Annotated in this window: 19 protein-coding genes; 11 read left to right on the top strand and 8 right to left on the bottom strand. The window is 70.3% G+C overall.

Features of this window, described 5'->3' with window-relative positions; translation table 11 throughout:
- Positions 1 to 146 precede the first annotated feature (146 nt).
- The 3 genes from Cs7R123_RS31145 to Cs7R123_RS31135 all read left to right on the top strand — a co-directional run bounded on the left by Cs7R123_RS31145 (position 147) and on the right by Cs7R123_RS31135 (position 5,908).
- Entirely contained in the window at positions 147 to 2,999 is a 2,853-nt protein-coding gene (locus Cs7R123_RS31145) for a helix-turn-helix transcriptional regulator (protein ID WP_212831768.1), read from the top strand.
- Between the two features lie 71 nt (positions 3,000 to 3,070).
- Entirely contained in the window at positions 3,071 to 5,614 is a 2,544-nt protein-coding gene (locus tag Cs7R123_RS31140) for a caspase family protein (RefSeq protein WP_212831767.1), read from the top strand.
- A gap of 60 nt (positions 5,615 to 5,674) precedes the next feature.
- Positions 5,675 to 5,908 (top strand): hypothetical protein, encoded by a 234-nt coding sequence (locus Cs7R123_RS31135; RefSeq protein WP_212831766.1) that lies wholly within the window; start codon positions 5,675 to 5,677, stop codon positions 5,906 to 5,908.
- Between the two features lie 71 nt (positions 5,909 to 5,979).
- Here Cs7R123_RS31135 and Cs7R123_RS31130 read toward each other — a convergent pair whose 3' ends face one another.
- A complete protein-coding gene (locus Cs7R123_RS31130; protein WP_212831765.1) occupies positions 5,980 to 6,399 on the bottom strand; it encodes a hypothetical protein in 420 nt (139 codons plus the stop codon).
- A gap of 39 nt (positions 6,400 to 6,438) precedes the next feature.
- Between Cs7R123_RS31130 and Cs7R123_RS31125 the strand changes: the two genes are divergently transcribed.
- The 3 genes from Cs7R123_RS31125 to Cs7R123_RS31115 are packed head-to-tail and all read left to right on the top strand — an operon-like array spanning position 6,439 to position 11,643.
- Positions 6,439 to 9,531 carry a CHAT domain-containing protein gene (locus tag Cs7R123_RS31125; protein ID WP_212831764.1) on the top strand — a complete coding sequence of 1,031 codons (3,093 nt, stop codon included), beginning with the start codon at positions 6,439 to 6,441 and terminating at the stop codon, positions 9,529 to 9,531.
- A 59-nt stretch (positions 9,532 to 9,590) separates the two neighbouring features.
- Entirely contained in the window at positions 9,591 to 10,187 is a 597-nt protein-coding gene (locus Cs7R123_RS31120) for a TetR/AcrR family transcriptional regulator (RefSeq protein WP_212831763.1), read from the top strand.
- Complete coding sequence (locus Cs7R123_RS31115; protein WP_212831762.1) at positions 10,171 to 11,643, top strand: nitrilase-related carbon-nitrogen hydrolase; 1,473 nt, start codon at positions 10,171 to 10,173, stop codon at positions 11,641 to 11,643. The genes Cs7R123_RS31120 and Cs7R123_RS31115 overlap by 17 nt, the downstream gene beginning before the upstream one ends.
- 58 nt (positions 11,644 to 11,701) lie before the next feature.
- Here Cs7R123_RS31115 and Cs7R123_RS31110 read toward each other — a convergent pair whose 3' ends face one another.
- Together Cs7R123_RS31110 and Cs7R123_RS31105 are read right to left on the bottom strand one after the other, a co-directional pair.
- Positions 11,702 to 12,601 (bottom strand): hypothetical protein, encoded by a 900-nt coding sequence (locus Cs7R123_RS31110; protein ID WP_212831761.1) that lies wholly within the window; start codon positions 12,599 to 12,601, stop codon positions 11,702 to 11,704.
- Between the two features lie 60 nt (positions 12,602 to 12,661).
- Positions 12,662 to 13,873 (bottom strand): serine hydrolase, encoded by a 1,212-nt coding sequence (locus Cs7R123_RS31105; RefSeq protein ID WP_212831759.1) that lies wholly within the window; start codon positions 13,871 to 13,873, stop codon positions 12,662 to 12,664.
- 262 nt (positions 13,874 to 14,135) lie between these two features.
- On the opposite strand from Cs7R123_RS31105, the gene Cs7R123_RS31100 reads away from it, so the two are divergent.
- The 5 genes from Cs7R123_RS31100 to Cs7R123_RS31080 all read left to right on the top strand — a co-directional run bounded on the left by Cs7R123_RS31100 (position 14,136) and on the right by Cs7R123_RS31080 (position 18,914).
- Positions 14,136 to 14,657, top strand: a complete 522-nt coding sequence (locus tag Cs7R123_RS31100; RefSeq protein ID WP_212831758.1) for a GAF domain-containing protein — start codon at positions 14,136 to 14,138, stop codon at positions 14,655 to 14,657.
- Between the two features lie 31 nt (positions 14,658 to 14,688).
- The gene (locus Cs7R123_RS31095; RefSeq protein ID WP_212831757.1) at positions 14,689 to 16,788 is read left to right on the top strand and encodes a bifunctional diguanylate cyclase/phosphodiesterase; all 2,100 of its coding nucleotides are present in this window, start codon (positions 14,689 to 14,691) and stop codon (positions 16,786 to 16,788) included.
- 21 nt (positions 16,789 to 16,809) lie between these two features.
- Positions 16,810 to 17,103 carry a hypothetical protein gene (locus tag Cs7R123_RS31090; protein WP_212831756.1) on the top strand — a complete coding sequence of 98 codons (294 nt, stop codon included), beginning with the start codon at positions 16,810 to 16,812 and terminating at the stop codon, positions 17,101 to 17,103.
- Between the two features lie 208 nt (positions 17,104 to 17,311).
- On the top strand, positions 17,312 to 17,974 hold the full coding sequence (locus Cs7R123_RS31085) for a hypothetical protein (protein ID WP_212831755.1): 663 nt from the start codon (positions 17,312 to 17,314) through the stop codon (positions 17,972 to 17,974).
- Positions 17,975 to 18,179: 205 nt separating this feature from the next.
- Complete coding sequence (locus tag Cs7R123_RS31080) at positions 18,180 to 18,914, top strand: hypothetical protein (protein WP_212831754.1); 735 nt, start codon at positions 18,180 to 18,182, stop codon at positions 18,912 to 18,914.
- 101 nt (positions 18,915 to 19,015) lie between these two features.
- On the opposite strand, the gene Cs7R123_RS31075 is transcribed toward Cs7R123_RS31080, so the two are convergent.
- The 5 genes from Cs7R123_RS31075 to Cs7R123_RS31055 form a co-directional block, all read right to left on the bottom strand.
- Positions 19,016 to 19,843 carry a DUF1295 domain-containing protein gene (locus tag Cs7R123_RS31075; RefSeq protein WP_212831753.1) on the bottom strand — a complete coding sequence of 276 codons (828 nt, stop codon included), beginning with the start codon at positions 19,841 to 19,843 and terminating at the stop codon, positions 19,016 to 19,018.
- 109 nt (positions 19,844 to 19,952) lie between these two features.
- On the bottom strand, positions 19,953 to 21,344 hold the full coding sequence (locus Cs7R123_RS31070) for a carbohydrate-binding protein (protein WP_212831752.1): 1,392 nt from the start codon (positions 21,342 to 21,344) through the stop codon (positions 19,953 to 19,955).
- A gap of 155 nt (positions 21,345 to 21,499) precedes the next feature.
- Positions 21,500 to 22,372 (bottom strand): permease prefix domain 1-containing protein, encoded by an 873-nt coding sequence (locus Cs7R123_RS31065; RefSeq protein ID WP_212831750.1) that lies wholly within the window; start codon positions 22,370 to 22,372, stop codon positions 21,500 to 21,502.
- Positions 22,372 to 22,782 carry a PadR family transcriptional regulator gene (locus Cs7R123_RS31060; protein WP_244872250.1) on the bottom strand — a complete coding sequence of 137 codons (411 nt, stop codon included), beginning with the start codon at positions 22,780 to 22,782 and terminating at the stop codon, positions 22,372 to 22,374. Before Cs7R123_RS31060 ends, Cs7R123_RS31065 begins: the two co-directional genes overlap by 1 nt.
- A gap of 84 nt (positions 22,783 to 22,866) precedes the next feature.
- Positions 22,867 to 25,206, bottom strand: a complete 2,340-nt coding sequence (locus Cs7R123_RS31055; protein WP_212831748.1) for a carboxypeptidase-like regulatory domain-containing protein — start codon at positions 25,204 to 25,206, stop codon at positions 22,867 to 22,869.
- Positions 25,207 to 25,218: the final 12 nt, after the last annotated feature.

The following is a 25,218-nucleotide window of genomic DNA, read 5'->3' as shown; positions in this document are numbered from 1 at the left end:
ACTGTGGGCCTTCCTGGCTGGTGCTGTGATACCTCACGAAGAGTCAGCCTGATCTGACGGACCGCTACGATGCGGCCGGAAGCCGCACGGATGAGTTGTCTGTCGACATCTTCCGATGTGTCGCCGGGGCGGAGATTATGGACGCCATGCCAGCCGTCGTCGGGCGTCTCATGGAGCGCCAGAAGTTCAGGGATTGGCTGACGGCGGCCGAGGAGCGAAACCCGTCGGTCGTCTTCGTCAGCGGTGACCCCGGCGTGGGGAAGTCGAACCTCGCCGACTGGCTCGCCGAGGAGGCCCGGGGGGTGGGAAGGGCGTTGGTGCTCCGGGGCGGCTGCATCGACCTCGGTGGCAGTTCCTCCATTCCCTACAGCGCCTTGGAAGAGGCGGTGCGGCTGTTCGGGCTGCGCCCCAGCGCGGAGAACCAGTCCTTCATCAATGGGGATTTATGGAAGGCGCTCGTCGGCCTCATGTCGGCCTCCGGCGCCGCGCACCCGACCGTTGACGTGCAACGGCGGATCTTCGATGCGGTGTTGCGGCTGCCGGATTCCCTCGTCGTCAAGCAGACCAAACTGGTGCTGATCCTTGAGGATCTGCACTGGGCCGACCCGTCCACGCTCGGCCTCGTCCGGTACCTCGCCTCCGCCAAGTCCGATCAGAGACTGCTGGTGGTCTGCACGCACCGTTCCGTGCCGCCCAAGCACCCGCTGCGCATACTGCTAGGCGAACCGGACTTCATCCGCCGTATCGAGCAGGTCGCCCTGCCCCCCTTCAGCCGCGTGGAGACCGACGAGTTCGTGCTCCAGCGGGCAGCCGACGCCGGTCGGACCGTGCCGGAGGGCCGGCTGCACCGCTATTACGACCTGTCCGGGGGCAACGCGTACTACGCCGAGCAACTGATGATCACGGACGACCTGGAGAAATTGGACGTCGTGGTGCCGCAGTCGCTGCGAGCGGTGATCACGACGCAACAGGACCAGCTCAGCGATGGTGCCCGCGAGGTCGTCCGGATCGCCGCGGTCGCCGGTCGGCGGTTGGACGACGCTCTGCTGACCGCCGTCTGCGAACTCGGTGCGAAGGCTCTGGACGATGCCATGGACGAGTGCCTCAACCAGCAGATCCTGGTCAAGGTTCCGGTCGAGGACGCGTACGTCCTGAAACACGCCCTGCTGCGCGACGTGGTGTACGGCGACATCCGGCCGGCCCGCCGCAAGGAGCTCCATAAGCGGATGGCGATGGCGATGGCGGCGCAGTCGGGCGCCGAACGCAGGCTGCTGCCGGAGCTCGCGTACCACTGGTTCGAGGCGGGCGAGCTGCCGGAGGCGTTCGCCGCAGGGCGCCAGGCGGCCGAGATGGCGACCCGGGTCGGTGCGTTCGAGGAGGCTGCGGCGCAGTACGGGCGGGTGCTCAGCCTGTGGCCCGACATTCCCGACGCTGTCGCGCGGGCCGGTGCGTCGCGGGAGGTCATCCTCGGCCGTGCGGCGGACGCGGCTCGCTGGGCCGGGGACGTCGCAAAGGCGTTGCAGTGGGTGCGCCAGGCCATGGCGGAAGTCGATCCGGTCGCCGATCCGGCCCGGGCCGGCGAGTTGCAGGAGCGGTTGGGCAGCTATCTGTGGGAGGCCGGAGAGCGGGAGCCGGCGGCGGCCGCTTACTTCGAGGCCGACCGGCTGCTGGCCGGGCTGCCGTCGGGCGCGGTCGCGTCGCGGGTGAAGGCGGCGCTGGCGACCGCCGTGATCCGGCAGGGGAAGTACGGGGCGGGCGGCGACCCTGCCCGGCGAGCCATGGAGCTGGCCCTTTCTGCGGGCACCGAAGCAGAGGAAGGACGGGCGCTGAGCGCACTCGGTCTGACCCTGACATTCGAGGGCAGGTTCGATGAAGCGGTCGAAGCTCTCACCAAAGCGGTCGACATCGCCCTGGCCGGGAACCACCTGGAGGACCTGTTCCGGGCGTACGGCATCCTGGGCGTCTGCCTGGAGGAGGGCGGCCGCCTGCCGCAGGCGGTCACCGCCATGACGGAGGGCCTGGCACACGCCAAGACCTACGGCCTGCTGAACACCCGGCAGAGCGATGTCCTGGCCGGCAATGCCGCAGTGGCGCACTTCCTGCTCGGGCAGTACAGGGCGGCCGCGGACCTGCTGGACCCGATCCTGCAGAACCGGCCGATGGCCGAGAGCATGTACGCCCGCATCACCCGCGCCGAGATGTACGTCGCCCAGGGCGACTACGCCGGCGCGGAGGGCCTGCTGTGCGCGCTCAACTGGAAGGAGAACTCCGATCCCCGTTTCGTCGGCTCGCTGTACGGCTGCACCGCGGAGCTGGCAGCGTGGCGCGGCCACTTGGACCACGCTGACGAGCTGGTGTCGCAGGGCATGAAGGACGTCGCCGGGACGAATCCCAGGGTGATGGTGCAGCTGTGCGCGACCGGGCTGCGGATCGCCGCCGATAGCGGCACCGTCGACCGCGCCGACGAGCTGGTGGAGTTCGTGCGCGCGTGCGCGGCGAAGGCATCGGCCGCCGAGGTCGGGCCGCTGGTCCGGCAGTGCGAGGCCGAGCACGCCCGAGCACACGGCAGGGACACCCCTGACATGTGGCTCGGAGTCGCCGAGGGGTGGGCGGCACTACGGCAGCCGTTCCGCCTGGCATACGCCCAGTTCGGTCTGGCCGGTGCGGCCGCCCGGACGGGAGAGCGCGGCCAGGCGAACGCCGCGTTCGCAGAGGCGTCCGCCGCCGCGGCGGAGATCGGTGCCGGACCGCTGCACGCGCGCATCGCCGCGGCTCACCAGGCGATGAACAGCAAGCCGCCCTACGGCCTGACCCCGACCGAGCTGACCGTCCTGGGCTACCTGGCCACCGGGGCGACGAACGCCAGGATCGCGGAGCTGTGGGGGCGCGCCGAGAACACCGTCGGTGTCCACGTCGGCAACATTTACAAGAAGATGGGCGTGAACAGCCGGTGGGAGGCGGCGGAGAAGGCGCGCCGGGACGGAGCGCTCGGCGGCTGATCGCGCCGTCCGCCAGATGTGTTGTGACCGTGCCGCGCAGCGGCCGCTTCGACGTATCTGGGAGGTCGCGCATGGCGCGCAAGGCGTTGCTGATCGGGTCGCAGGTCAAGGGCCTGACCGGCGTGGACCACGACATCACATCCATGCAGGCCGCCCTGGACCGGTGGGGCTTCGACAGCGTCCGCTGCGAGGCGGCGCAGGCGACGCGGGCGGGCATCCTCGACGCGTGCGAGCGGCTGATCGCCGAGGCCCGGCCCGAGGACGCGGTCTTCGTCTACTACAGCGGCCACGGCGGATACTGCCGCCCGCCCGCGAAGGCCGAGCCCGGCGAGCGGCCGGACCCGGCCATGCAGTTCATCGTCCCGTGGGACTTCGACGACTCGGTGGAGGGAGACTTCCGGGGGATCACCTCGGTCGAGCTGTCGGTGCTGTTCGCCCGCCTGACCGACACGACGCGCAACGTCACCGTCGCCCTCGACTGCTGCCACTCCGCGCACATGTCCCGCAAGGAACTGGTCCCGAGGGCCCTCGACCGGGCCGTGAGCTACGAGACGGTCGTGGACCACTACGCCCGGCTCCGGTTGCAGGCCGGGAGGCTGGGCCGGTTCCTGCCGCAGAGCAACCCGTACACCGTCCGGCTCGTCGCCTGCGCCGCCGAGCAGTCGGCGTACGAGTCGTACAACGCCGACGGCGTGAGCAGCGGGCTGTTCACCGACGCGCTGACCAGGGCGCTGACCGAGGCGCATACCGAAGGGCTCCAGGTCTCCTGGGGGACGGTCGTCGACCGCGTACGCCAGCAGGTCCTGTCCTTCTACTCGTCGCAGCGGCCGGAGGCGGAAGGGCCCGCCCGGCGGCTGCTGTTCGACGTCGCCGAGACCGACGCCGTCGCCACGTTGCCCGTCCTCGTCAGTGCCGGGCGGGCCGAACTGGGCGGTGCACCGCTGCTGGGCGTCCGCGTGGGCGACGAGTTCACGGTGATGCCGCCCGAGAGCACCGGCCCGGACGACGCGACCAAGATCGGCGACGTCCGCGTGGACGAGGTCCATCCGCTGGCCGCCAGCGGTGTCCTGGAACTGCGCGACCCGCAGGCGCGGGTGCCCCTCGGCGCGCGGGCGTACCAGCGCCGGATCGCCGCGCCCGCGCTGCCGGTGCGCCTGCCCGGCACCGGCCCGGCTGCGGCGCCGCTGCGCGCCAGGATCGGTGCGCTCCCGACCCTGCGCCCGGCCGAGCCCGGCGAGGACAGCCCGGTGGAGGTCCGCGCCGACGAGTCCGGTGCGCTGACCATCGTCGACAGCATCGGACCGCTGGTGCCGCCGAAGGCCCCCGACGCCGTCGGCCTCAACGAGGTCGTCGCGAACCTGCAACGGATCGCCTGGGCCACCGGCCTGCGCCGCCTGGCCGCCGACCCGGGCCATGAGCTGGACATCCCGATCGACGTCGAGTTCGGCACCGTCCACGACGGCGAGGCCGATCCGCTGCCGGCGGCCGGCGGCGTCGTCTACCGCAGCCAGCACATCTACGTCCGGGTGCGCAACGGCGGCCGCGAGCGGGTCTACGTGTCCCTGCTCGACATCGGCGTGTCGTCGTCGGTGTCCCTGCTGAACCAGGACACACCGGGCGGCACCCCTGTCGACCCCGGAGCGGACGCCACCTTCGGCTGGAACGTCCAGCGGCAGGTCCTGGAGGGTTGGCTGGTCGACTGGCCGCGCTCGATCGTCCCCGCCGCCCCGCGACCGGAGACGATCCTCGTCCTGGTGACGACGGAGCCGCAGGAGATCCGCGGCCTGGAACAGAGCGGCGCGCGCGAGCTCTACCGGCTGGGCATCGTCCAGGACGGGCCGCGGTCGCCGCTGGACCGCATCCTCGACCAGCTCGCCAACGGCGGGTCGCGCGAGGTGATGCCGCCGGAGGTCCAGACCCTCAAATACGCCGTACGGACCATCGACTTCGAGCTGATGCCCACGGCGGCACCGGTCAGCGAGCAGGCACAGTTCCAGGTGGACGAGCGTCCGGAGCAGTCGACGCTGCTGTGGGCGCCGCGTGCGATCGCGCCCGCCACGGTCGCCGTACGCCTGTCGGACCTGGTGGTGCACAGGAACCGGGCGCTCGGCAGCGCCGACATCAGGCTGGACGCGATGGTCCTCACCCGCGGCCCGGACCGGCAGCCGGTGTGGTCGACCCAGACCGAGCGGTTCGCCGGTATCCGCGACGAGCAGTGCCTTCCGCTGGACAAGATGGGCATCTTCCACGGTCCGGTGCTCGACTACCTCGACCTCGCGGTCTGGGTGACGCGCGACGTCTCCGGCAGCCTGTCGCTGGGCGACCTGCTGGAGCAGAAGCTGAACGACAGCAACCTCCAGATGGCCATGAGCCAGGCCGGCAGCCTGTTCGCGGCGGCACCGCAGGCGGCGATGGCCGTCGCGGCGATCGGCGCGAGCGCGGTGCTCGTCAACACCGCATATCACCTGCTCACCGGGATCGTCGGGCAGACCATCGGCCTCTACCGCACCACGCTGCTCGCCCACGAGAGCTTCGGCGTCGGCCGGCCGGCCGAGCAGTGCCGGATCAGGGCCCAGGACTTCACGTTCAGCTACCTCGTCGAGGACGTCGGCTGACCAGCCGTCCGTCAGAACCCTTGTAGAAAGCCATCGCGAACCCGGAGAGGATTCCACGATATGGGCCGCAAGCGCGTCATCATCGGGGCAACCGAGTGGGGCATCAGCGACGAGGACGTCGTCGACGTCGTCGCCAAGATCAAGGCGGCGCTGCAGAACGGAACGGTCGCCGAGCTGCAGCTCGTCGACGGGGCCAACCGCCGCGTCACCGTCTACCTGAACGGCAGGGCCGCCGCGTCGGTGGTGCTCGACCTCGACCTCGGCCCCCGGCCGACCGAGATCCCGGGCGGCTGACCGACCCCGCGCCGAAGGCCCGGCCGCTGTACCGGCCGGGCCTTCGGCGTGTCATATTCAAAGTGTCCTTGCTATCGATCCTGCTCGGACTGCCGACGGGTTTCCATGAGCCGCCTGTTCTCGTAGGCGGTGAGGGAGAAGGACCCCAGTCCCCGAGCCAGCTTGAACTCGATGCCGGCGTCGATCAGCGCCAGCGCCGCAGGCGGCTCCCGGCCTTCGCCGCTGAGCAGTTCCCGAGCGACACAGGCGGCCCCGTAGGTCGCGAATCCGCCGCGATCCTCGGCGACGATCGTTCGAAGGTCGGTGAAGAAGCCGTCGGGATCCTCCTTCATCATCTCCCACAGCCACCCGAACCAGTCCCACGGGTTCATTCCCGACTCCGGCGGAACGTTGCTGCGCTGCGGGTCGAGCTGGTACCGACCGAACGCATCGAGCCATTGGAGCATGTCGGCCCGGAAACGCGACCTGGGTGCGCGGCGGAAGAACCTCATGGCGGATCCTGACGGACTGCCGTCCGTCACAGGGACGGTATGGGCCGGCGACCGCTGCGAACCTCGTACGGGTATCAGATTCCTCGTGATGCGCGCCTGAGCGGCTGGGAGTGCCGCAACGACGGCTGCGGCAATGGCGACGAGCCCGCACCCAGGTCATGGCCGCATCCATGTCCTGAGTGCGGGAGGCCTGTCGACCCTGTCTTCCGGGAACCATGGGCCCACCACGCCCGTATCTACAAGATCCAGCAGGAGATGCGCAGCTCAGAAGAGCATGCGCGGCAATGGGCTCAGATCGAACAATGCGCATGGGAGTACAAGGACGCCTGGTTTCGCGACGACCGCCCGGCCGCCGCCCGCGCCCGTGACGCCTACCGTCAGATCATGCGGACTACAACCGGGTCCGACTGGTACCTGCGAACGCTGGCCATATTCGAGATGGCCAGGACCGCAGGGGTGTTCGGCGACATCGACTGGCTGATCGACGATCTTCTCAGCCGTCACCGCCTCATCGACACCGGCGATCTCGAAGACGACAACGACCGTAGGACGACCGCCCGGAACTTCGTGTCCCTGTGCGCCGACGTCCTGGAGAGCGAAGCGGCCGTAGACCATCCGCGCGAGGACGAACTCACAGAAGCGATGCGCGACATCGCGCGGCGCTCCGAAAGCGTCCTCACGGACCACCACCATCGGGGCTTCCAGCGCGTCGCCGAGATCCGTGCCTTCCGGCGATCGAGAGCCGCGATCGCGCAGACTCGCCGTTCGGTGGCGGCGGCCTTCGACGGCCTGCCACCAGTCTCGTGGGCGCCGCCGCTGGGCCAGCGGCAGCGGTCGCCTGCCGCGGTGGACCCCCGCGGCCTCGTCGGTGTCTTCGGGCTGAATCTATGGCTCGCGTTCAGGCTCGCCGACGACGCCCTCGAAACCGCCGAGACGCACGGCGACCTGGCGCCGCTCGACGATCTGATCGACCGCCTCCAGCGCGCCGGGATCTGCCCCGGCCTCACTCACCTGGTACGCGCGCGCCGACATGTCGTCGCGGGCGATCTGCCCGCCGCCCTCGGCGAGTTGGACGCCGGTGTACGGGCGGACGACTTCACAGCTCGCCGCCTGCGGCCGCAACTGCACGCCAGCTACGGAATGCTGCTGGCCCGGCTGGATCCGGACCGGCTCGACGACGGCATCGAAAGCTGCCGGGACGGTCGGCGAGCCGCGCTGCGCTGGTGGCGGCGTACGACGGCGGCGGATGCGGGCCTGGCCAGGCTGCTGCTCTGGCGGGCTGGGCAGCAGCCGGAACCTTCTGCACAGCAGGCGGCCGACATACGCGAAGCCGCCCGCCTGATCGGCCGCAGGTGCCGTATCTGGCACATACACGGTGCGGACGACCGGCTTCTCCTGCACGAGGTCAGGGCGGCCCGGGACGCCGTGACCGGCCGCGGCAACCCGCAACGACGGCATCGGCAGTGGCGCGACGCGGTGGGCGCCCGTTGGACCACGGCGGCGAGAGCCCGGCTGGCTGCCGCATGGGCGGAGTGGGCTCTCGGTACCGACGTCGCCGAGTGCGCGGCCGAGGCATACGAGAGCCTCGTGAACCTGGCCGCCCAGGACGCTGCCGAGCGGTACGGCACCGGTGCCAAGCAGAGGATCCTCGCCGCCGCTCAGGAGCACGCCGAGGAAGCTGGCTACTGGCTGGCCCGCACCGGCCACTATCGGGAGGCCGTCCTGGCGCTGGAGACCGGCCGGGCGGTCGGCCTCACCGAACTCCTGGGCCGCGACGACCCGGCACTGTTCGATCAACTGGATCGGGCCGGTCGCGGGGATCTCGCAGGGGCGTATCGGAAGGCGCTCGCGGTGTACGCCGAACACGAGCACGCGCAGTCTGCCGGCCTCGGGCAGGCATGGACCCAGGTGCGTGCGGCCGCCCGGCTGGTGGCGAGGGCGACAGGCGCGGATCCGCTGGGAATCGGTGCCCGCTACGAGGACGTCATCGCTGAGACCGGGGAGGGCGCCCTGGTCTACCTCGGCGCGGCGAAAGCCGGCGGATACGCGCTCGTCGTCGCCGCGCAGCACGATCCGCAGTACGTGGATCTGCCGAAGCTGGACCGCGGGTCCGTGGCGCGGATCATCGGCCGGATACGCCCGCAGGTCGAACCGTCGACCGGCCTGGCCCGTCTCCCGGACCGCGAGGTCAGGCCGATCGGACCCGTGTACGAGGATCCGATGGCGGACGGCCTTCGCACGCTGTGGATGGACGGCATCCGGGATCTCGTGCGCTTCAGTGCCCGAGGTCGGATCATCACGTTCGTGCCGGTGGGCCTGTTCAACCTCCTGCCGCTGCATGCGGCCGGTGACCCGGGCTTGCCGGGGGACCGGCACACCGAATGGCAGCACGCCGGGAACTTCTCCGCTGTCCGATACGCGCCCAACGCCCGTGGCCTGCGCCGCTGTCGCGACACCGCGGCCGAGCTGGCCGACGGGGAGCAGACGCTGCTGGCCGTGGACGTTCCGGACGGTCGCGGACTCGCCGCCGGCGCCCGCCTCCGCTTCGTCGCACGGGAGACCGTCGAGGTGACCCGGCGCTGGACCGGCCGGGCGGTGCGGCCGGTCCACGGCTGCACGTGGGAGGAGTTCGTCACCAACGCGGACCGGTACACGGTCTGGCATCTTGCCTGCCACGGCTCGTCGCGGCCCGAGGCGATCTCGGACACCAGGCTGTACTTCGCCGACCGGCAGGTGACGCTGACCGAACTTCAGGAGGCGCTGCGGCCGGGCCTGCGCCGCCTGGCGGTCCTGTCCGCGTGCCAGACGAACATGACCGGATCGGCGCTGCCGAACGAGGTCATCGGCCTGCCGACCGCGCTGCTGCGGCTCGGCTTCGCCGGGGTGATCGCCACCGCCTGGGCGGTCGACGACCTCGCCACCACGTACCTGATGGCCGCCTTCTACGAGCGCTGGTGCCGGGACGGGCAGCCGCCCGCGGTGGCGCTCAACCAGGCCCAGCACTGGCTGCGTACGGCCACCCGCGACGACCTGGCGGCGCTGCTGCCCGGCATCGATCCGCCGGGCGGGTCGAGCCCGTGGCCCTACGCCGATCCCCGGTACTGGGCCGCGTTCGCGTACACCGGTGCCTGACGGGCCGGCCGGAGTCGAGCGGCGTTGACCGCCGCGCCCGTCATGTATACGGTGTAGACATGAAAGTCTACGGTGTAGACAAGGCGTCGACCAAAGAGCGGGTCGCGGCGGTCGCGCGCGAGATCCTGACCACCGAAGGGGCCGACGCGGTGTCGATGCGCCGGGTCGCCCAGGCGGTGGGCCTCACCCCGATGGCGCTCTACCGGCACTTCGACAACCGCGAAGCGCTGCTGCGCCACGTCGCCGACGAGTGCTTCGCCGAGATCGCCCGGCGGTGGTCGACCGGCATCCGCCAGGGCACCCCGGTCGAACGCCTGAGCGGCGGCGTCGACGACTACCTCGACTTCGCCCTGCGCGAGCCGAAGCTCTACGCCTTCCTGTTCGGCGAGCGCCGCGACGACGCGCGCATGTTCCCCGAGGACTTCCGCGCCCGCAGATCACCCACGCTGAACCTGCTGGTCGAGCAGCTCACCGCGGGCATCGAGGGCGGCGTCTTCCGCGACGACGACGTATGGGAGGTCGCGATCACCGTGGCCGCGCTCCTGCACGGCTTCGTCGAGCTCTACCACGGCGGCCGCATCGGACTCGACGAGCCCGGATTCCGCGCGCTGTGCCACGCGGCCCTGGAGAGGATGTTCGATGGCATCAAAGCGTGACCGGGCCGCGCTCGCCGCCGCCGCGCTCGCGTCGGGCGCGGCGCTGTACTTCGGCACCGGCCTGCGTCCACTGGCCTGGCTGACCTGGATCGCGGTCATCCCGGTGCTGCTCGCGGCACCCCGGCTCGGTCGGCTGGGCGCGGCGCTTGCCGCGGCTGCGGCGTGGCTGATCGGCACGCTCAACGAGTGGACCTACCTGACCGGCGACCTCGGCATGCCGCCGGTACGGGCCGCCCTGATCGACCTGGCCGCCGCCGGAGTGTTCGCCGCCGTGGTCCTGGCCTACCGGGCCCTGATCCGCCGCGGACGCTGGGCCGCCGCGGTCCTCCTGCCGCCCGCGGCCTGGGTCGGAGTCGAGTACCTGTTCGCGATCAGCTCACCGGACGGCGCCTTCTGGAGCCTGGCGTACACGCAGACGGCGGTGCTGCCGGTGGCTCAGCTCGCCTCGCTGACGTCGTACCTCGGTATCACGTTCGTGCTGCTCGTCGTGCAGACGACCGTCGCCGTGACCGTGCACCGCAGGGCGGGGTCACCCGGGTGGTGGCGGCCGGTCGCGGCCGTCGCCGTCGGGCTGGCCGCCGTCAGCGGATACGGGCTGGTGCAGCTGGGACGGCCCGCTGACGGGCCGGTCGAGCGGATCGCCCTGATCGCCCAACCCGGGCGCGGCGACTTCGTCGACATCGCCACCCCCGCAGGGACCGAGCTGTTCGACGGGTATCTGGCGCAGGTCCGCGCTGCCGTCGGCCAGGGCGCGAAGACGGTCGTACTGCCGGAGGCCGTGCTGGTCGCCGACCCCGACCGGGTGGCCGGGGTGACCGACGCCTTGGCCGCCATCGCCCGGGACGGCGGCGCGACCATCGTGTTCGGCGTCGCGGTCCGCCACGGCTACAACACAGCCCAGGTCGTCACGCCGGACTCGGTGGTGGCTTACCACAAGCAGCATCTGCTGTTCGTCGAGCCGAACGTGCCCGGGACCGGGCTGACGTTCGTGCCGGATCGACCGTGGGGCGTGGCGATCTGCAAGGACCTCGACTTCCCGGACCTGGCCCGGTCGTATCGTGCCGAGGGCGCGGAGCTGCTGCTGGTCCCGGCGTGGGACATGGACCGTGACGGGTGGCTGCACAGCCGGATGGCGGTCATGCGCGGCATCGAGAACGGGCTGCCGATCGTACGCAGCGGACGGATGGGTGCGCTGACCGTCAGCGACGCGGCAGGCCGGGTCCTCGCCGAGGCGCGTACCGGGGAGTCCGGCTTCGCGACCGTGACCTACGACCTGCCGGTCTCGGTCCGGTCCACGCTCTACACCGCCGCCAGACCGTGGTTCGCGTGGCTCTGCCTGCTCGCCGCGGCGGCCGCGCTACTGCGGCTGCGCGGGCGGCCGCGGTCTTCCGGCGACCACGCGGCCGCGGAAACGGTTGCGGCTCAGCCCGCCGACGAACTCGCCTCCGCGCGATGAAGGGACCGGGCTCCGCGTACGGTCGACCGCCGCCCGACGTGAGCAGGCGGGCTGCGGGTCAGGAGCAGTCGAACCGGTAGTCGAACGGCCGCGACGGGCAGACGGCGCACGCGAACAGGTAGATGCCCCCGACGTCGCCGAGCATCATCCCTGCCGGATTGCGGATGGCCCACCACGGATGGGTGTCGGGGGCATCCCACGACCACCCGGTCATGGCCGGGCGGTCCTCCAGGGCGATCCACCGCTTCTCGTCACCGCGGCTGAACTCCCAGCTGGCTACCGTCAGCAGGTGCTCCATCCGGCTGCCGCATCCGCACACCGGCCAGTCCGGCGACTGAGTCCACCCCGGGTAGCCGCCGGTCTTGGTGCCGGAGGCCACCGCCAGGTCGGCGTCGTAATCCCAGCCCGTGTCCTGCCTGATCTGCGCGACAGCGTCGCGGATCTGCGCCCATACGCCCTCGGGAAGGTCATGGGTCGGGTATTCGGTCACCCGCTCCGGGGCCAGCACACAGGCCTGCGGTAGGTGTTCGGGGTCTGCTTCGCCGTCCGGGTCGGGCATGTGCGCCAGGCGGTCGGTGATGTCGGCGGCCTGCCGCCACCGCAGCAGCGGCCGCGGCGAGCTGAACGGCGCGTGATCGAACGGGCACCACAGGACCTGCAGTAGATCGGTGCCGGCCGGGAACGGCAGTTCCGGGACGTCGGCGGCGTACAGCTGAAGGACCGGCACCAGCGGGGCCTCGGCCTCGGCCGGCCATTCGTCGAGGTGGTCGTCACCTTGCGGGCCGTCGCACGTCGGCCAGGGTTCGTCGGCGGGCCACAGCAGCGGCCCGCCCATCGAACTCTGCTCGACGGTCGGCGAGCCCTGCCGCGGGTGCAGCCGGACCGTGGTGCGGGCAAACGGCCCAAGCTGTGGCAAGACGGCTGCGACATCGACGGGGCTGGCGGGCGTGGTGTACACGGCGACGATCGTAGGACGGCCGGGGCCTGCGCGTGGTCGGCCGGTCAGGTCCAGGTCGGATCAGCGGGAAGGCGACGGCGCCGGGGACGGCGTCAGGGTGTGGCCGTACAGCGCCTGCATGATCGCCATGGCGATCACGTTGGCCGGCTGCTTGCCGTCCGGCCCGGCGAACAGCGAGGTCAGCACGATGATCGTGTTCTTGGTGGCCGGGTCGTGCGCCATGAACGAGTTGAACCCCGGGATCTGCCCGTCGTGGCCGTACAGCGGCCCGAACTTCACCAGCGCCAGCCCGTACCCGACGTCGGCATTGTCCGGGGTCGGGATCGGCTTGATGCTGTCCATCCTCGTCTTCTGCATCGCCGGGTCGAGCAGCCCGCCGTCCACCAGCGCCGTGACGTAGCGGGTGAGGTCGGCGGCGGTGGAGATCGCGCCACCGGCCGCCCACGCCCACGACGGGCTGCTGTCGGTGACGTCCCGGGGCAGCAGCCCGCCCTTGGCGGCGGCCGCCTGGTCGGCGGGCGACAGCGCCGGGTTCGACAGCGTGCTCACGTTCGTGCCGAACATGTACCCCTGCGGATGCGGTGCGGGAATCCCGGTGTCGGTGTTCTCGGGCAGTTGCGTCTGCCCCAGCCCGAGCGGCCCGAAGATCCGCTGCTGGAACTCGTTGCGCAGCGTGCTGCCGGTGAGCTGCTCGATGATGAGCCCCACCAGGATCAGGTTGGTGTTGGAGTAGTGGAACTCCGCCCCCGGCGCGAAGTACGGCGGCTTGGCGAACGCGATCGCGAGCAGTTCGTCGGGCTTCCAGACGTAGCCGGGGTCGTTGTCGAGCCGGGCGTTGAACTGCTCGTCCTCGGAGTAGTTGTAGAGCCCGCTGCGCATGTCCAGCAGCTGGGTGATCGTGATGTTGTCGCCGTCGGGCACGTCCGGCCGGTACTTCGACACCGGATCGTCCAGGCCGATCTTGCCCTCCTGCGCCAGTTGCAGCAGCACCGTGCCGGTCATGGTCTTGGTGTTCGAGCCGATGCGGAAGTGGTCGTCGGCGGTCACAGGCGCGTTCCCGACGACGGCCTGGCGGCCGAAGGTCTGGGTCCAGTCGCCCTTGCCCGGTGACGTGATCATCACGACCGCGCCCGGGACGCTCATGGCATCCATGATCGACTGGATCCTGGTCTGGAGGTCGGCGGCGTACGCGGGGGCAGTCGGTGACGGTGCCGTCCGCAGCTGCTGCCAGGACTCCACCTGGCCGCACGAGCCCGCTGAAGCCGCGAGCATGAGTGACACGGCCATGCCGCCTACGCCGAACCGTCGCATCCCGACCCCCGTGCCGATAACGGCAGACCGGGACCGGCCGGCCCGGTGCCTCTCTACGGAGTAGATCAGAACGTGAAACCGGTGGCGGAGGTTTCCTCGGAATACCCCGCCACCGGCAACATCGTGGTCCGGCGGCTCGGACGGTACGGGCGACGAATCAGTCGTATACTGAAATTCGCGTAATAGCCCTATGTGATAAGGACAGGTCGGGAGATAAGCGACCATGGCCCACACTGAGGGCAGCTCGATCGAATGGGCGATCGAGCTGCTTGACAAGGCGAAATCCGTCGAGGACGTCCAGACCGCCCTGCGGTGCAGCGTACGAGCCGCCGTGGGGGCGCAGGGCGCCACCGTCGTGCAGTTGCAAAACGGCCAGTGCTACTACGCCGACGAGGACGCGATGAGCCCGCTGTGGAAAGGCCAGCGGTTCCCCGCCACGGCGTGCATCAGCGGCTGGGCGATGCTCCACGACGAGACCGTCGCCATCGCCGATATCCGCACCGACAGCCGCGTCCCGCAGGCGGCCTACCGCCCGACGTTCGTCCGCAGCCTGCTCATGGTGCCCGTCCGCGTCACCGGATCACCGGTCGGCGCCATCGGCGCATACTGGGCCGACGTCCACCAGGCATCGGCCGACCAGGTGGCCACCCTGGAGCGGCTCGCCGCCGCGGCCGGACGCGCCCTGGCCAGGATCGGTCCGCAGGCCGAGCCCGCACGGGAGCCGACCCGACTGGCCGCTGTCTAGCGCCGCGGCGCGACAGCCGTCGGCGGCCGCGATGAGCGCCAACCCAGAGGAAGCTTGCTCGCGGCAGGCGGCGGCGGTGCACCACGTGCTGCGCGACGCCGCCGCGGCGCTGGCCGCCGCCACCGGCACCGAAGCCGTCCTGGGAGCCGTCGACCAGGCCCTCACCAGGCTCACCCCACCGGACCACCCGCACGAGGTGCGCATCCGTATGCCCGAGGACCCGGCCTCGCCCGGCGACCGGCCCGGTCCGGACCACTCCCCGGACCTCGTGCCGATCGAGGTGCGCACGGCGGCTGCCGGCCCGCTCGGTGTGCTCCTCGTCGACCCCGACACCGCCGCCACACCCGGCCTCGACCTGCCGCTGCAGATCCTCTCGGCGCAGGCCGCGCAGGCGGTCGAGCGCATCTCGCTGGCCGACGAACTCCGGCGCTACCGAAGCCTCCACGAGGTCGAGGCGCTGATGGAACGGATCTGCGACGCGGTGCTGATCATCGACGCCGACCACCGCATCCGGTACGCCAGCCCGTCCGCCCGTACCGTCTTCGGCACCTCCGCCCTGCCCGACCGCGACCTGCTCGCCTTCGTCGCCGCCGACCAGCGGCCCGCGGCCGAGTTCCTCCTGCGCCACGTCCGCACCGGCTCCGGCGGCACGGAGCCGGGCCGCGCGGACTGGACCATCGAGGCGGCCGACGGAAGCACCCCGACCGTCGAGGTCACCTGCACGATGCACCAGCCGCAGGACCCCGCGGCCGCGGTCACGCTCACCCTCCACGACGTGACCGCCCAGCGCCGGCTCGAACACGAGCTGACCGAGCGCATGTTCCACGACGCCCTGACCGGGCTGCCCAACCGGGTGCTGTTCGCCGAACGGATCGAGCACGCCATCGCCACCGACCGCGGCCTGACCGCCGTCATCCTCGTCGACCTCGACGACTTCGGCTCCGTCAACGACACCTTCGGCCACGCGGTCGGCGACGAGGTCCTCAGGACCGTGAGCCGTCGCCTCACCGACGTCGTCGGCGCCGGAAACGTGGCCGCCCGCTTCGGCGGCGACGAATTCGCCGTACTCATTCAGAACGCCGCCAGCCCGGCGGACGTCGCCGCCGTCACGACCAGCCTGAGCCGACGGCTCGCCGAACCGATCCGCACCAGCGGCGCGACCGTGGTCGGCTGCGGGGCCAGCATCGGCGCGGCCACGACCGCGCACACCGGCGACGCGCACGGACTGCTGCGCAACGCCAACCTGGCACTGCGCGCGGCCAGGGCCGCCGGTGCCGGGCAGTGCCGCCACTTCGCACCGCCGATGGCCGACCGGGCCGGGCAGCCGCAGCTCCGCTCCGCCCTGGCCGCCGCCATCGACGACGGGACGCTGCTGCTGGAGTACCAGCCGATCGTGGCACTCGGCACCGGCCGGACCGTCGGACTGGAGGCACTGCTGCGCTGGCAGCACCCGGACCGGGGGCGGATGCATCCGGGCGAGTTCATCGACCTCGCCGAGGACTGCGGTCTGATCGTCCCGATCGGAGAGTGGGTGCTGGCCACCGCGATGACCGCGGCCGAACTCTGGCACACCACCGCGCGGGGCGGTGCCCCCTATGTCAGCGTCAACGTCTCGGCCCAGCAGTTCCGGACCGACGGCTTCCCCGATACCGTCACGCACCTGCTCGCCGCCACCGGGCTGCCGCCGCACCGGCTCGTCCTGGAGATCACCGAAAGCCAGCTGCTACCGGACGACGACCGGGTATGGGAAGCGCTCGCGCTGCTGCGCCGCGGGGGCGTGCGGATCGCGATCGACGACTTCGGCACCGGCTACTCGGCACTGGGCTACCTGCGGCAGATCCCCCTGGACATCGTCAAGCTGGACCGCCTGTTCGCCAAGGGGCTGACCACCTCGCGGCGGCAGCGCGACCTGATGCAGGGGACCGTCACGCTGATCCGGACCCTCGGCCTGGACGTCGTGGCGGAGGGCATCGAGACCGAGCACCAGCACCAGCTGTCGGCCTCGATCGGCTGCATCTACGGGCAGGGCTACCTGTTCTCCCGGCCGATGCCCGAGTCGCAGGTGCCGGTATGGCTCGGCGAGCCCGGGGCGGCTGCTGGAGACGGCTTCCGGTCCTTGTACGAACAGTGAAAGATTTCTACAGTGACGTCCATGAAGATGACAGCTACTTTCCTTGTCACCGTGGCGGTCGCCGCCGCCACTGTCGCCCTGGCTGCTCCGGCAGCGCACGCTGCCTCGCTCGTCGTGTGCGAGAGCGAGGGCGGCTACTACGACTGCTACCTGCCCACGGGCTACTCGTCGCAGCGCTGGTACTACGACGGCGCGCTGCAGTCCGCTGCCAACAACCTGTCCTCGGCGGGTGGCACCTGTGTGCCCGGCACCCGCCACAGCATGCGGGTCACCTTCTCCGGCGGCAGCTCCAGCACCAACTTCACCTGCCACTGACGTCGGCGGACGCTCGGCGCCGTCAGGCGGGAGTCCTCGGAGAACCCGGCTGAGCCAGGCGAGGTTCAATGGATCCGCTGGGCCACGCGATGGACCATGGCCCAGCGGATCTTTGCTTGCGGGTGCCCGAGTCCTGCGCCGCGGACCGCTTGGTAGCGAAACGCGAGGGCGGAGTTTGCCGCCCTGGCGATCCTCGATGGGAAGTGTCATGGAGTTTCTGGATCTTTCGCGGTACGAGTACTCGGACTTTCCGCTGGAGATGCGAGCTGTCGGCTGGCTGGGACGTGAGCACGGGTTGCAGAGCGGCGACCCTCATGCCGACTCTCGCCTGATTCTCAAGGAGCTGAAAGCATCATCCGTGCGGGAGGCCAGCCTGACCTTGGGGTTTCACGACTGTGCATTCTGCCCGCCTGGCGCTCGAGTCAGAGGGAACGGCGAATTCCGCTATCACACGCTGAGTGGAAATTCCTATGCGGCTCCCGTGATGATCCTCCATTACGTTGAGGCCCACGGCTACGTTCCATCGCAGGTCTTCATCGAAGAACTCAGAGCCGGGCGTGAACTCCCGTGGGACCACCGTGCACAGCGCCTCATGGAGGTCCTGTTCGATGAGAACGCCGAGTTGGGCATGCGCTGCCAGGCGATCGTCGATCTCCCGCGCTGGCGCGATCCCCGGGCGTTGAACGCGTTGAAGTGGGCGATGCGACATGAGGACCTCGCCGACGTGGCAAGTGATCAGATCGGCATTTCGCTAGGCGAGATGATCCTTTCGGGGCTCGATGTGGGCGTCGATTCGGAAGACCTGGGTTATGGCGTCAATTACGGCATTGCGCAGGTCATCCCCGGTTGGAAGTGGGCGGGCGACGCGTGAGTTCGTCGACCCGCTGACGAAGCGGGCGGCCAGGAAACCCGACTCGGGGCCGACGGCATGGGTGGGCGCGAAGCGAGTAATAAAGCGCCGCTGCACGGCACGCAGGCATTCCCCTGTTTTTCAGCAAGTGCGAAGTTATGGTCGACAACCTCAATATCGCTCGCGAGCGTAGCGACCAAAATTGACGGGATGCTAAGGAACTGAAATGCGCGTTGACGGTGTCGACTGGACGACCCTTGCTTCTACGGCGGAGGCCGCCGTAGATATTCCGCGATACCTCGTAGAGTTGTACGAGGTGACGGACGAGGGGCGCGCAGTCGACACCGTCTATGCGTTGCATGAGTTACTGTGCAATGGCTCGGTAACAGTGGAGGATGCTGCGGCGCCCGCAGTTCGGATACTGTACGGGATGCTCGATTCGGAGAATTTCCGGTGGCGGCAGTATGTCCTTCAGTTGATCGACACGATAGCTTGTGTCGGCAGCCTCATTGACTCCACTGAAACCAAATATTCAATTGGCAAGTCGCGAGTGCGCGACGAGGTGCTTCGCGGGATTCCTGCGGTCATGAAGATTATTGAGCATGACGAAGACCGCGACGTGCGAGGAGCGGCCATAGTCCTTATGGGCGACGCCGGTCCGGTTGTGCCAGACATGTTCGAACGTTTGGCGTCCAAGGTTTTTGATGAACCGGATATGGTGCTGCAAGCGGACTGGGCTTACGCGGCGACGGCCGTATTGCGCCGCAAGGGTGAACTGCCCGGTGTCCGCGGCGAGACCTGGATCAGATCCATGCTGACCAGTAACAACCCGGCCGTGCGGTACCGCGTGGCGCAGTATCTTCTTCGGTCGGGCATCGAATTCGCAAATGTTGATCTTATCATGCGGGAAGCGACCCCCATCGTGCTGGCCGAAGGGTTGCTCCGTGTGGAATACATGTGATTCTCCGGAACGGACGACGTCGCGGGGGTCCCGGCTGAAGGTTGGTCGGGACCTTGATCAGAATCCTTGGTGCCAGAGTCGCAGCCGCTGAGACGGCTTGGCTATCTGGGGGGCTCGACCGCCAACTGTCCTCGCCGCCGGATCCGGGGAATGATGGATGAGGTGTTCGCCTGGTAGTTGGCGTACTCCGGGTAGCGGGAGCGGGTGATGCTCTCGGTGAAGACGGTCGAGCCGATGAACAGCAGGGTCAGCAGGAATGCGCCGAGGACCGTCCATTGCAAGAGTGAACCGGCGGCGACGGCGCCGAAGGCAAAGACCACCCACCACTGGGCCTGCTCGAAGAAGTAGTTGGGGTGGCGGGAGTAGCGGAACAGGCCGGTGCGCAGGAAGCGGGACTCCGGCTCGCGCCCCTCGGCGAGCGCGGTGTGCTTGCGGCGGTGGAAGTCCCACTGCTGCTGGTCGGCGACGGTCTCTCCGGCGAGCAGCCCCAGGAACACCACCGCGAGCACCACGTCGAGCACGCCGAACGCCCGAGGATGCGTCAGCGCCGTGTACGCCGGCAGCGTGATCAGTAGCAGGATGATGTTCTGGTACACCGTGATGAAGCCCAGGTTGAACACCTGGAACTGCCACGGCGCCAGCCGCTCCCGCAGGATCGCCCAGCGGTAGTCCTCGCCGCCGGGGGCGTACCCGCCGCGCCGGGCGAAGTTGAACGTCAGCCGCGCCCCCCACAGCAGCACCAGCCCGACCAGCACGTTCAGCCGCGTGTCGCCGAAGTCGGCCGCGGCGGCGAACACCGCCACGTACGCCACCGGGACGATCGACCAGATCCGGTCCACCCACGAGTGCTCGTTGCTGATCAGGGAGGCGATCCACGTCGCGGCGCAGGTGCCGGCGCAGATCCACAGGCAGACGATGAGGGCGTCCATGATCGGGGACTGTAGACCCGTGATCAGGTTCCGTAAACCGGCCGTGAAGCCGGACCGGCCCGGCTCCGCTCGCGTCAGGGGCGTGCGGAACCGGGCCGGGCGGTCTTGCTCAGCAGGGGCCGTTGTCGGTCCAGACGCCCTGGCCGTTGTTGCCCGGGATGTCGCCCTGGGTCCACCACTTGGCGGTCCACTTGTGCCCGCCGTAGGAGACCACCGCCCCGCCGTTGTACGCGGTCGCGGCGACCCACGCCGGTGCGGTGCACTGGCCGCCCGGCGGCGGCGAGCTCGGCGTCCCGGTGCAGGTGCCCTGGTCGAGCCACACCCCGGCGGTGCCGGGCGTCTCGCCCTGCGTCCACCACTGCGCCTTCCAGGTGTGCCCGTTGTAGGACACCAGCGAGCCGCCGGTGTACGCCGTCCCGCTGTTCCAGGCCGGGGCGCTGCATCCGCCGGGCGGCGTCGGCGAGCTCGACGGCGGGGTCGACGGCGGCGTGGTGGGCGGTGTGGCTCCGGCGAACCGGGCGGTGTACTTGGTGAACTCCCACGCGGTCTGCGGCACGCTGCTGCACGTGCCGGACGTGGTGCTCTGGTTCGGGTCGGCGCACTGCCGGTCGCGGTTGACCGACCAGTACGTGTACCGGGCCAGCCGGTGGCCGGTGGCGTAGTCGAGCACCGCCTGGAAGTCGGCCTGCCGGAAGTACTCCCCGGCGTCGCTGCGGCCGTTCATCATCGAGACGCCCTCGTGGGCGTACGCGGTGTCGCTGCTCCAGCCGAACGTCGTCATCAGGATCGAGTGGAACGCCTCCAGCGCGCTGATCTGGCTGGAGCCGCCGTTGAACCCGCCGTCGAACGGCATGATCGAGTAGTTGGCGGGGGTGAAGCCCAGGCCCTTGGCGTCGTTGAGCATCTGCTGGCCGAACCAGCCGGTGCCCGCCGCGGTCCCGGCGGTGGTGACCGAGACGTACAGGCCGGGGTTGTCGCGCTGGAGGATCTGGGCGGCGCCGAGCTCGTTGTGCACGGCCGCGGCGTTCTCGTACTCCGGCTCCTCCAGGTCGAAGTCGATCGCCTTGAGCGCGTACTTGGTGACGACCTGCTGGTAGGCGGCGGCGGTGGCGGCCGGGGTGCCGCAGGTCTGGCCGAGCTTCGTGCCGCCGTACCCGCCGATGGAGACGCTGACGTCGCCGCCGTTGGCGCGGATGCGGCTGATCAGGTTGGCCGCCTCGGTGTCGGCGGACACCGCGCGGGTGCCGTCCCAGGTCGGGGTGCAGCCGCCGCCGTTGGGGGCGAGGATGAACGCGAGCTGGAAGGCCTTCTGACCGGTCGCGGCCATGACCGGGATCGGGTCGGGCGGGCTGTTGTCGAACGGCATCAGGTACGGCGCGGAGGCGTACCAGTTGCTGGTGAGCGCGGCGTCGGCCGCCGGCGCGGAGACGACGGCCGCGGTCGCGGCGGCGAGCAGGCTCGCCCCGATCGATCCCAGGACCGCCAAGGTTCGTCGTTGCATGTTCCTACCTCCGGGCGAGAGAAGAAACTGTTAATAACCTTAACGATTTGGGACTGTACGCTTCCGTCAATTCGATGGGTATCACTGCGGACGAAGTTGACGGCCGGACGCCAAATGGCATCCGGCCGCCCAATCACCGCTGAAAGCGGAGCAACCTAATCGGAACTCCGCGACCTGAAGATGGTGCGCGCCATCGTGAGCATCATCAGCAGCAGGCCCCCGAGCAGCGCCAGCCACGACCAGCGCCAGCCGGCCGTCAGCGTCAGCACCGCGAACCCGCCGAGCGCGGCGATCCAGATGGTCGCGGTGTAGATGCCGAACCGGGCCGCCGCGGCCGGGTCACCGGCGAACGCCTCGTGCACCTGCTGGTGCTCGCGCTGCATGCGGACCACCCAGGGCTTGTGCCGGTTGGTCTGGGTCACGCCCAGCCAGGTGAACGCGACCGCCGAGACGACCAGCAGCACCCCGCCCGCGACCAGCGGGCCGACCGGCCACTGCGGACCGGCGGCCGCGGCGCACCCGGCCCCGGCCAGGCCCAGCGCGGCCGCGGCGCCGTAGCCCGCCGACCGGCCGGTGGGCAGGGGATAGTTGGTCGTGGTCTCCTGGCGCAGCGCGTCGGCGGTGATGAGGCCCCCGGTCACGGCGAGCACCGCGACGGCCAGCACCTCCCAGACCACCGCGACGGTGGCCAGCGCCGACAGCACCAGCACCGCCAGCGCGCCCGCCGCCAGCAGCGACAGCAGCAGGGTCCGGACGACGAACGCCGGGCGCGGGCGGACCCGCTGGTCCAGCCAGGGTGCGGCGGGCGTGCCCGCGGTGTCGCCCACGATCGACCGGACGTCGCCGAGCTCGGCCATCGCCCGCTGGGCCGAGACGTCGCCGCCGACGCCGGACTCCTCCAGCTCGGCCACCCGGGCCACCAGGTTGGCGCGCATCTCCTCCTTGAGGTCGCGGGCCTCCGCGGTCATGTCGATGCCGGCGAACGCCTCGTCGAGGAGGCGGTGGATCGCCAGGCTGCTGTCGGTCATCACGGCCGCCTTCCGGAGCGGGTGCTGCCCGGGTCGGCGGACTTGCCGAGACGGAGCAGGGAGTCGATGAGGCCGCGGGTGATCTCCCAGGCCTGGACGTTGTGGCCGTACACGGCCCGGCCCGCATCGGTGATGCGGTAGTACTTGCGGCGGCCGCCCTGGGTCTCGTCGCCCCAGTAGGCCTCGACGAGGCCGTCCTTGAGCAGCCGCCGGTAACTGGCGTAGAGGGTCGCTTCCTTGATCTCGTACGCGCCGCCCGTGGCGTCACGGATGGTCTTGAAGATCTCGAAGCCGTAGCTGTCCGCCTGGCTCAGCACCGCCAACACGATCGTGTCGGTGTGCCCACGCAGGAGGTCGGCGGCGAACGCGTCGCTCGCCAGGAAGGTATCGCTGTCAAACTTCTCGGGCACGTTGAGTACTGTAACAGATAAAGTACTCGAACACGAAAAGGGCCCTCGGCCTCGACCGCAGCCGAATCCGAGGGCCCCGAACCGTCAGCTGAACGCGTACGTCAGCGTCGCCGGTCCCGTCGGCGTGATCGGCACACTGGTCGCCGAGGCGAAGCCCGTTCCGCCGTACCAGCCGAGCCGGTCCCCGCTGCCGGTGGACAGCTGGAGCTTCACCTGCTGCCCGCCGAGGATCAGCAGGCTCACCTCGTCCCCGGACATCTCGGCGTAGCCGAGCGCCGCCAGGTCACCGGTCGCGACGTTGAACGCCGCCTGCTCCCCGCCGTCCGGCCCGCCGGTCACCGTGACCCGGACCAGCGTGCCCCGCTTGAGCTGCTGGTCGAACACCGTGGTCTGGTCCGACACGACCGAGACCTTCACCGCGTCGTGCCGCTTGGCGATGCCGCCGCTCCACTGCCACGCGTGCCCGGCGGTCCGGAACTGCAACGGCCACTGGTACGGCCCCAGCCACGAGATCGTGTAGTGCCCGGTGCCGTCGATCGGGGCCGCGCCCCGGGTGCCGTTGCCGATCGTCGGGGTCACCACCGACACCTCGCCCTCGGTCACCGGCTGGCTGTCCGCGCCGGTGACCAGGCCAGTGACCGTCCCGGCCCGATCCATCCTGATCTTCTGGATCTGCCGGGTCTCACCGGGCGCCAGCGTGAACGAGCGCGCGTCCAGCTGGCTGCCGGTGCCGAGCCCGTTCTTGCCGAACCACTGCGCCCCGTACGCCGAACCCTCCGCGGCCAGCACGAACAGCTGCACCGTGCCGGGATCGACGTGGTCGAGGGTCAGCCTGCCGTCCGGGCCGCTCTCGCCCGGGCAGCCCTCCCAGGTGCGGAAGCTCTGCCGGGTCGCCGGGAACACGCACACCCCGGCCACCGGCTCGCCGGTCACCGAGTCCACCACCGTCGTGGTGATGTGGGCGTACGGCGTGAGCGTCACCTCCAGCTCCGTCTGCGCGCCGACCGCGACCGCCGCCGGGAACCGCCCGTACTGGTAGCCCTCGGCCGACACCGACACCTCGTACTGGCCGGCCGGGACCCCGCCGAGCACCGCCGCGCCCTGCTCCGCCGAGACCTGGCGCTCGCCCAGCATCGCGTCGAACACGCCGATCGCCGCCCCGGTGACCGCGTCCTTTGCCGTGACCCGGATCGAACCGACGGGCACCACGGTGTCGTTGACGACCACCGTCTGCCCTTCCTGGAGGAAGAACCGGGTCGCCTCCTCCTGGCTGGGCTTGCCGTAGGCGTACTGGAACACGTTCTGCGCCGGGGAGCTGAACCGGACCAGGTACGTGGACGCGGGCAGGCCCGACGCGATCCAGTAGCCTCCCGCGTCGGTGTGGACCGTGGCCGCCGAACCCCAGTCGGTCTCCAGCCGCACCTCCACCCCGGCCACGCCCTGCCCGGTGGCGCCGGTCAGCCGCCCGCGCAGGGTGACGCCGTACCCGAACTGGCCCAGCACCGTCTCGTCGACCGTGGTCACCGAGTCGGCGGCCAGGTCGAACACGGTCCCCTGGGCCTCGATGCGGCGCTGCGGCACGTACTGGCCGAAGCCGTCGGAGTAGACCGCCACCCGGTACTGCCCCGGCCACGCCTCGATCCGGTAGGCGCCGTCGCCGTCGGTCTCCGTGCCCAGGCCCCACTCGGCGCCGCTGACCACCGACAGCGACACCGACACCTGCACGGCCGGGCTGCCGTCCGGCCGCGTGATGTGACCGGTGACCACCGCCCGCTCGGCCACGGCGTCGTCGACCTGCACCGTCTGTCCGACCGCGACCGTGAACACGGCGGCGTCGGTGGAGAACGGCTTGCCCGGGACCCACTGGGCCTGCGACCGGTAGCCGCTGAACGAGACCTGGTAGCTGCCCGGCAGCAGCGCGGCCCGATACCGGCCGTCGGGGCCGATCTCCGCCCACTGGTGGGATCCGCTGCCGACGGGGAGCAGCTCGACCGAGCCTTCGGTGAGCGGCGTGCCGTCGTGTGCGGTGAACCGCCCGGCGATGTAGCCGACCGGGATGAGGCTGTCGTCGACCACGGTCTCGCCGCCGTCCACGACGGTGAACGTGTCCGCCTGCTCCCAGTCCGTCGTCTGGTGGGCGTACTGGTTCAGCCGGCCGGCCGGGAAGAAGAACACCCGGTATTCGCTCCCGGGCGCCAGGTTCTCCACCCGGTAGTAGCCGTTCTCGTCGGTCCTGGTGTTGCCGTACCCGGCGCCGGACACCTCGACCCAGGCGTCGGCGACCGGCGCGCCGCCCTCGGCGGTGAGGTGGCCGGAGATCGCACCGGTGCCGGGATCGGCGTGCGCGGGCGTGACCAGTCCCGTTACGGCGACCGTCACGGCGAGCAGCGCCGACCCGAACCGGCGCAGGATGTTTCTGCGCATGCGTTTACCTCG

It is taken from the genome of Catellatospora sp. TT07R-123 (assembly GCF_018327705.1).
Classification (GTDB): domain Bacteria; phylum Actinomycetota; class Actinomycetes; order Mycobacteriales; family Micromonosporaceae; genus Catellatospora.
This window is presented reverse-complemented; position numbering and strand designations above follow the sequence as displayed.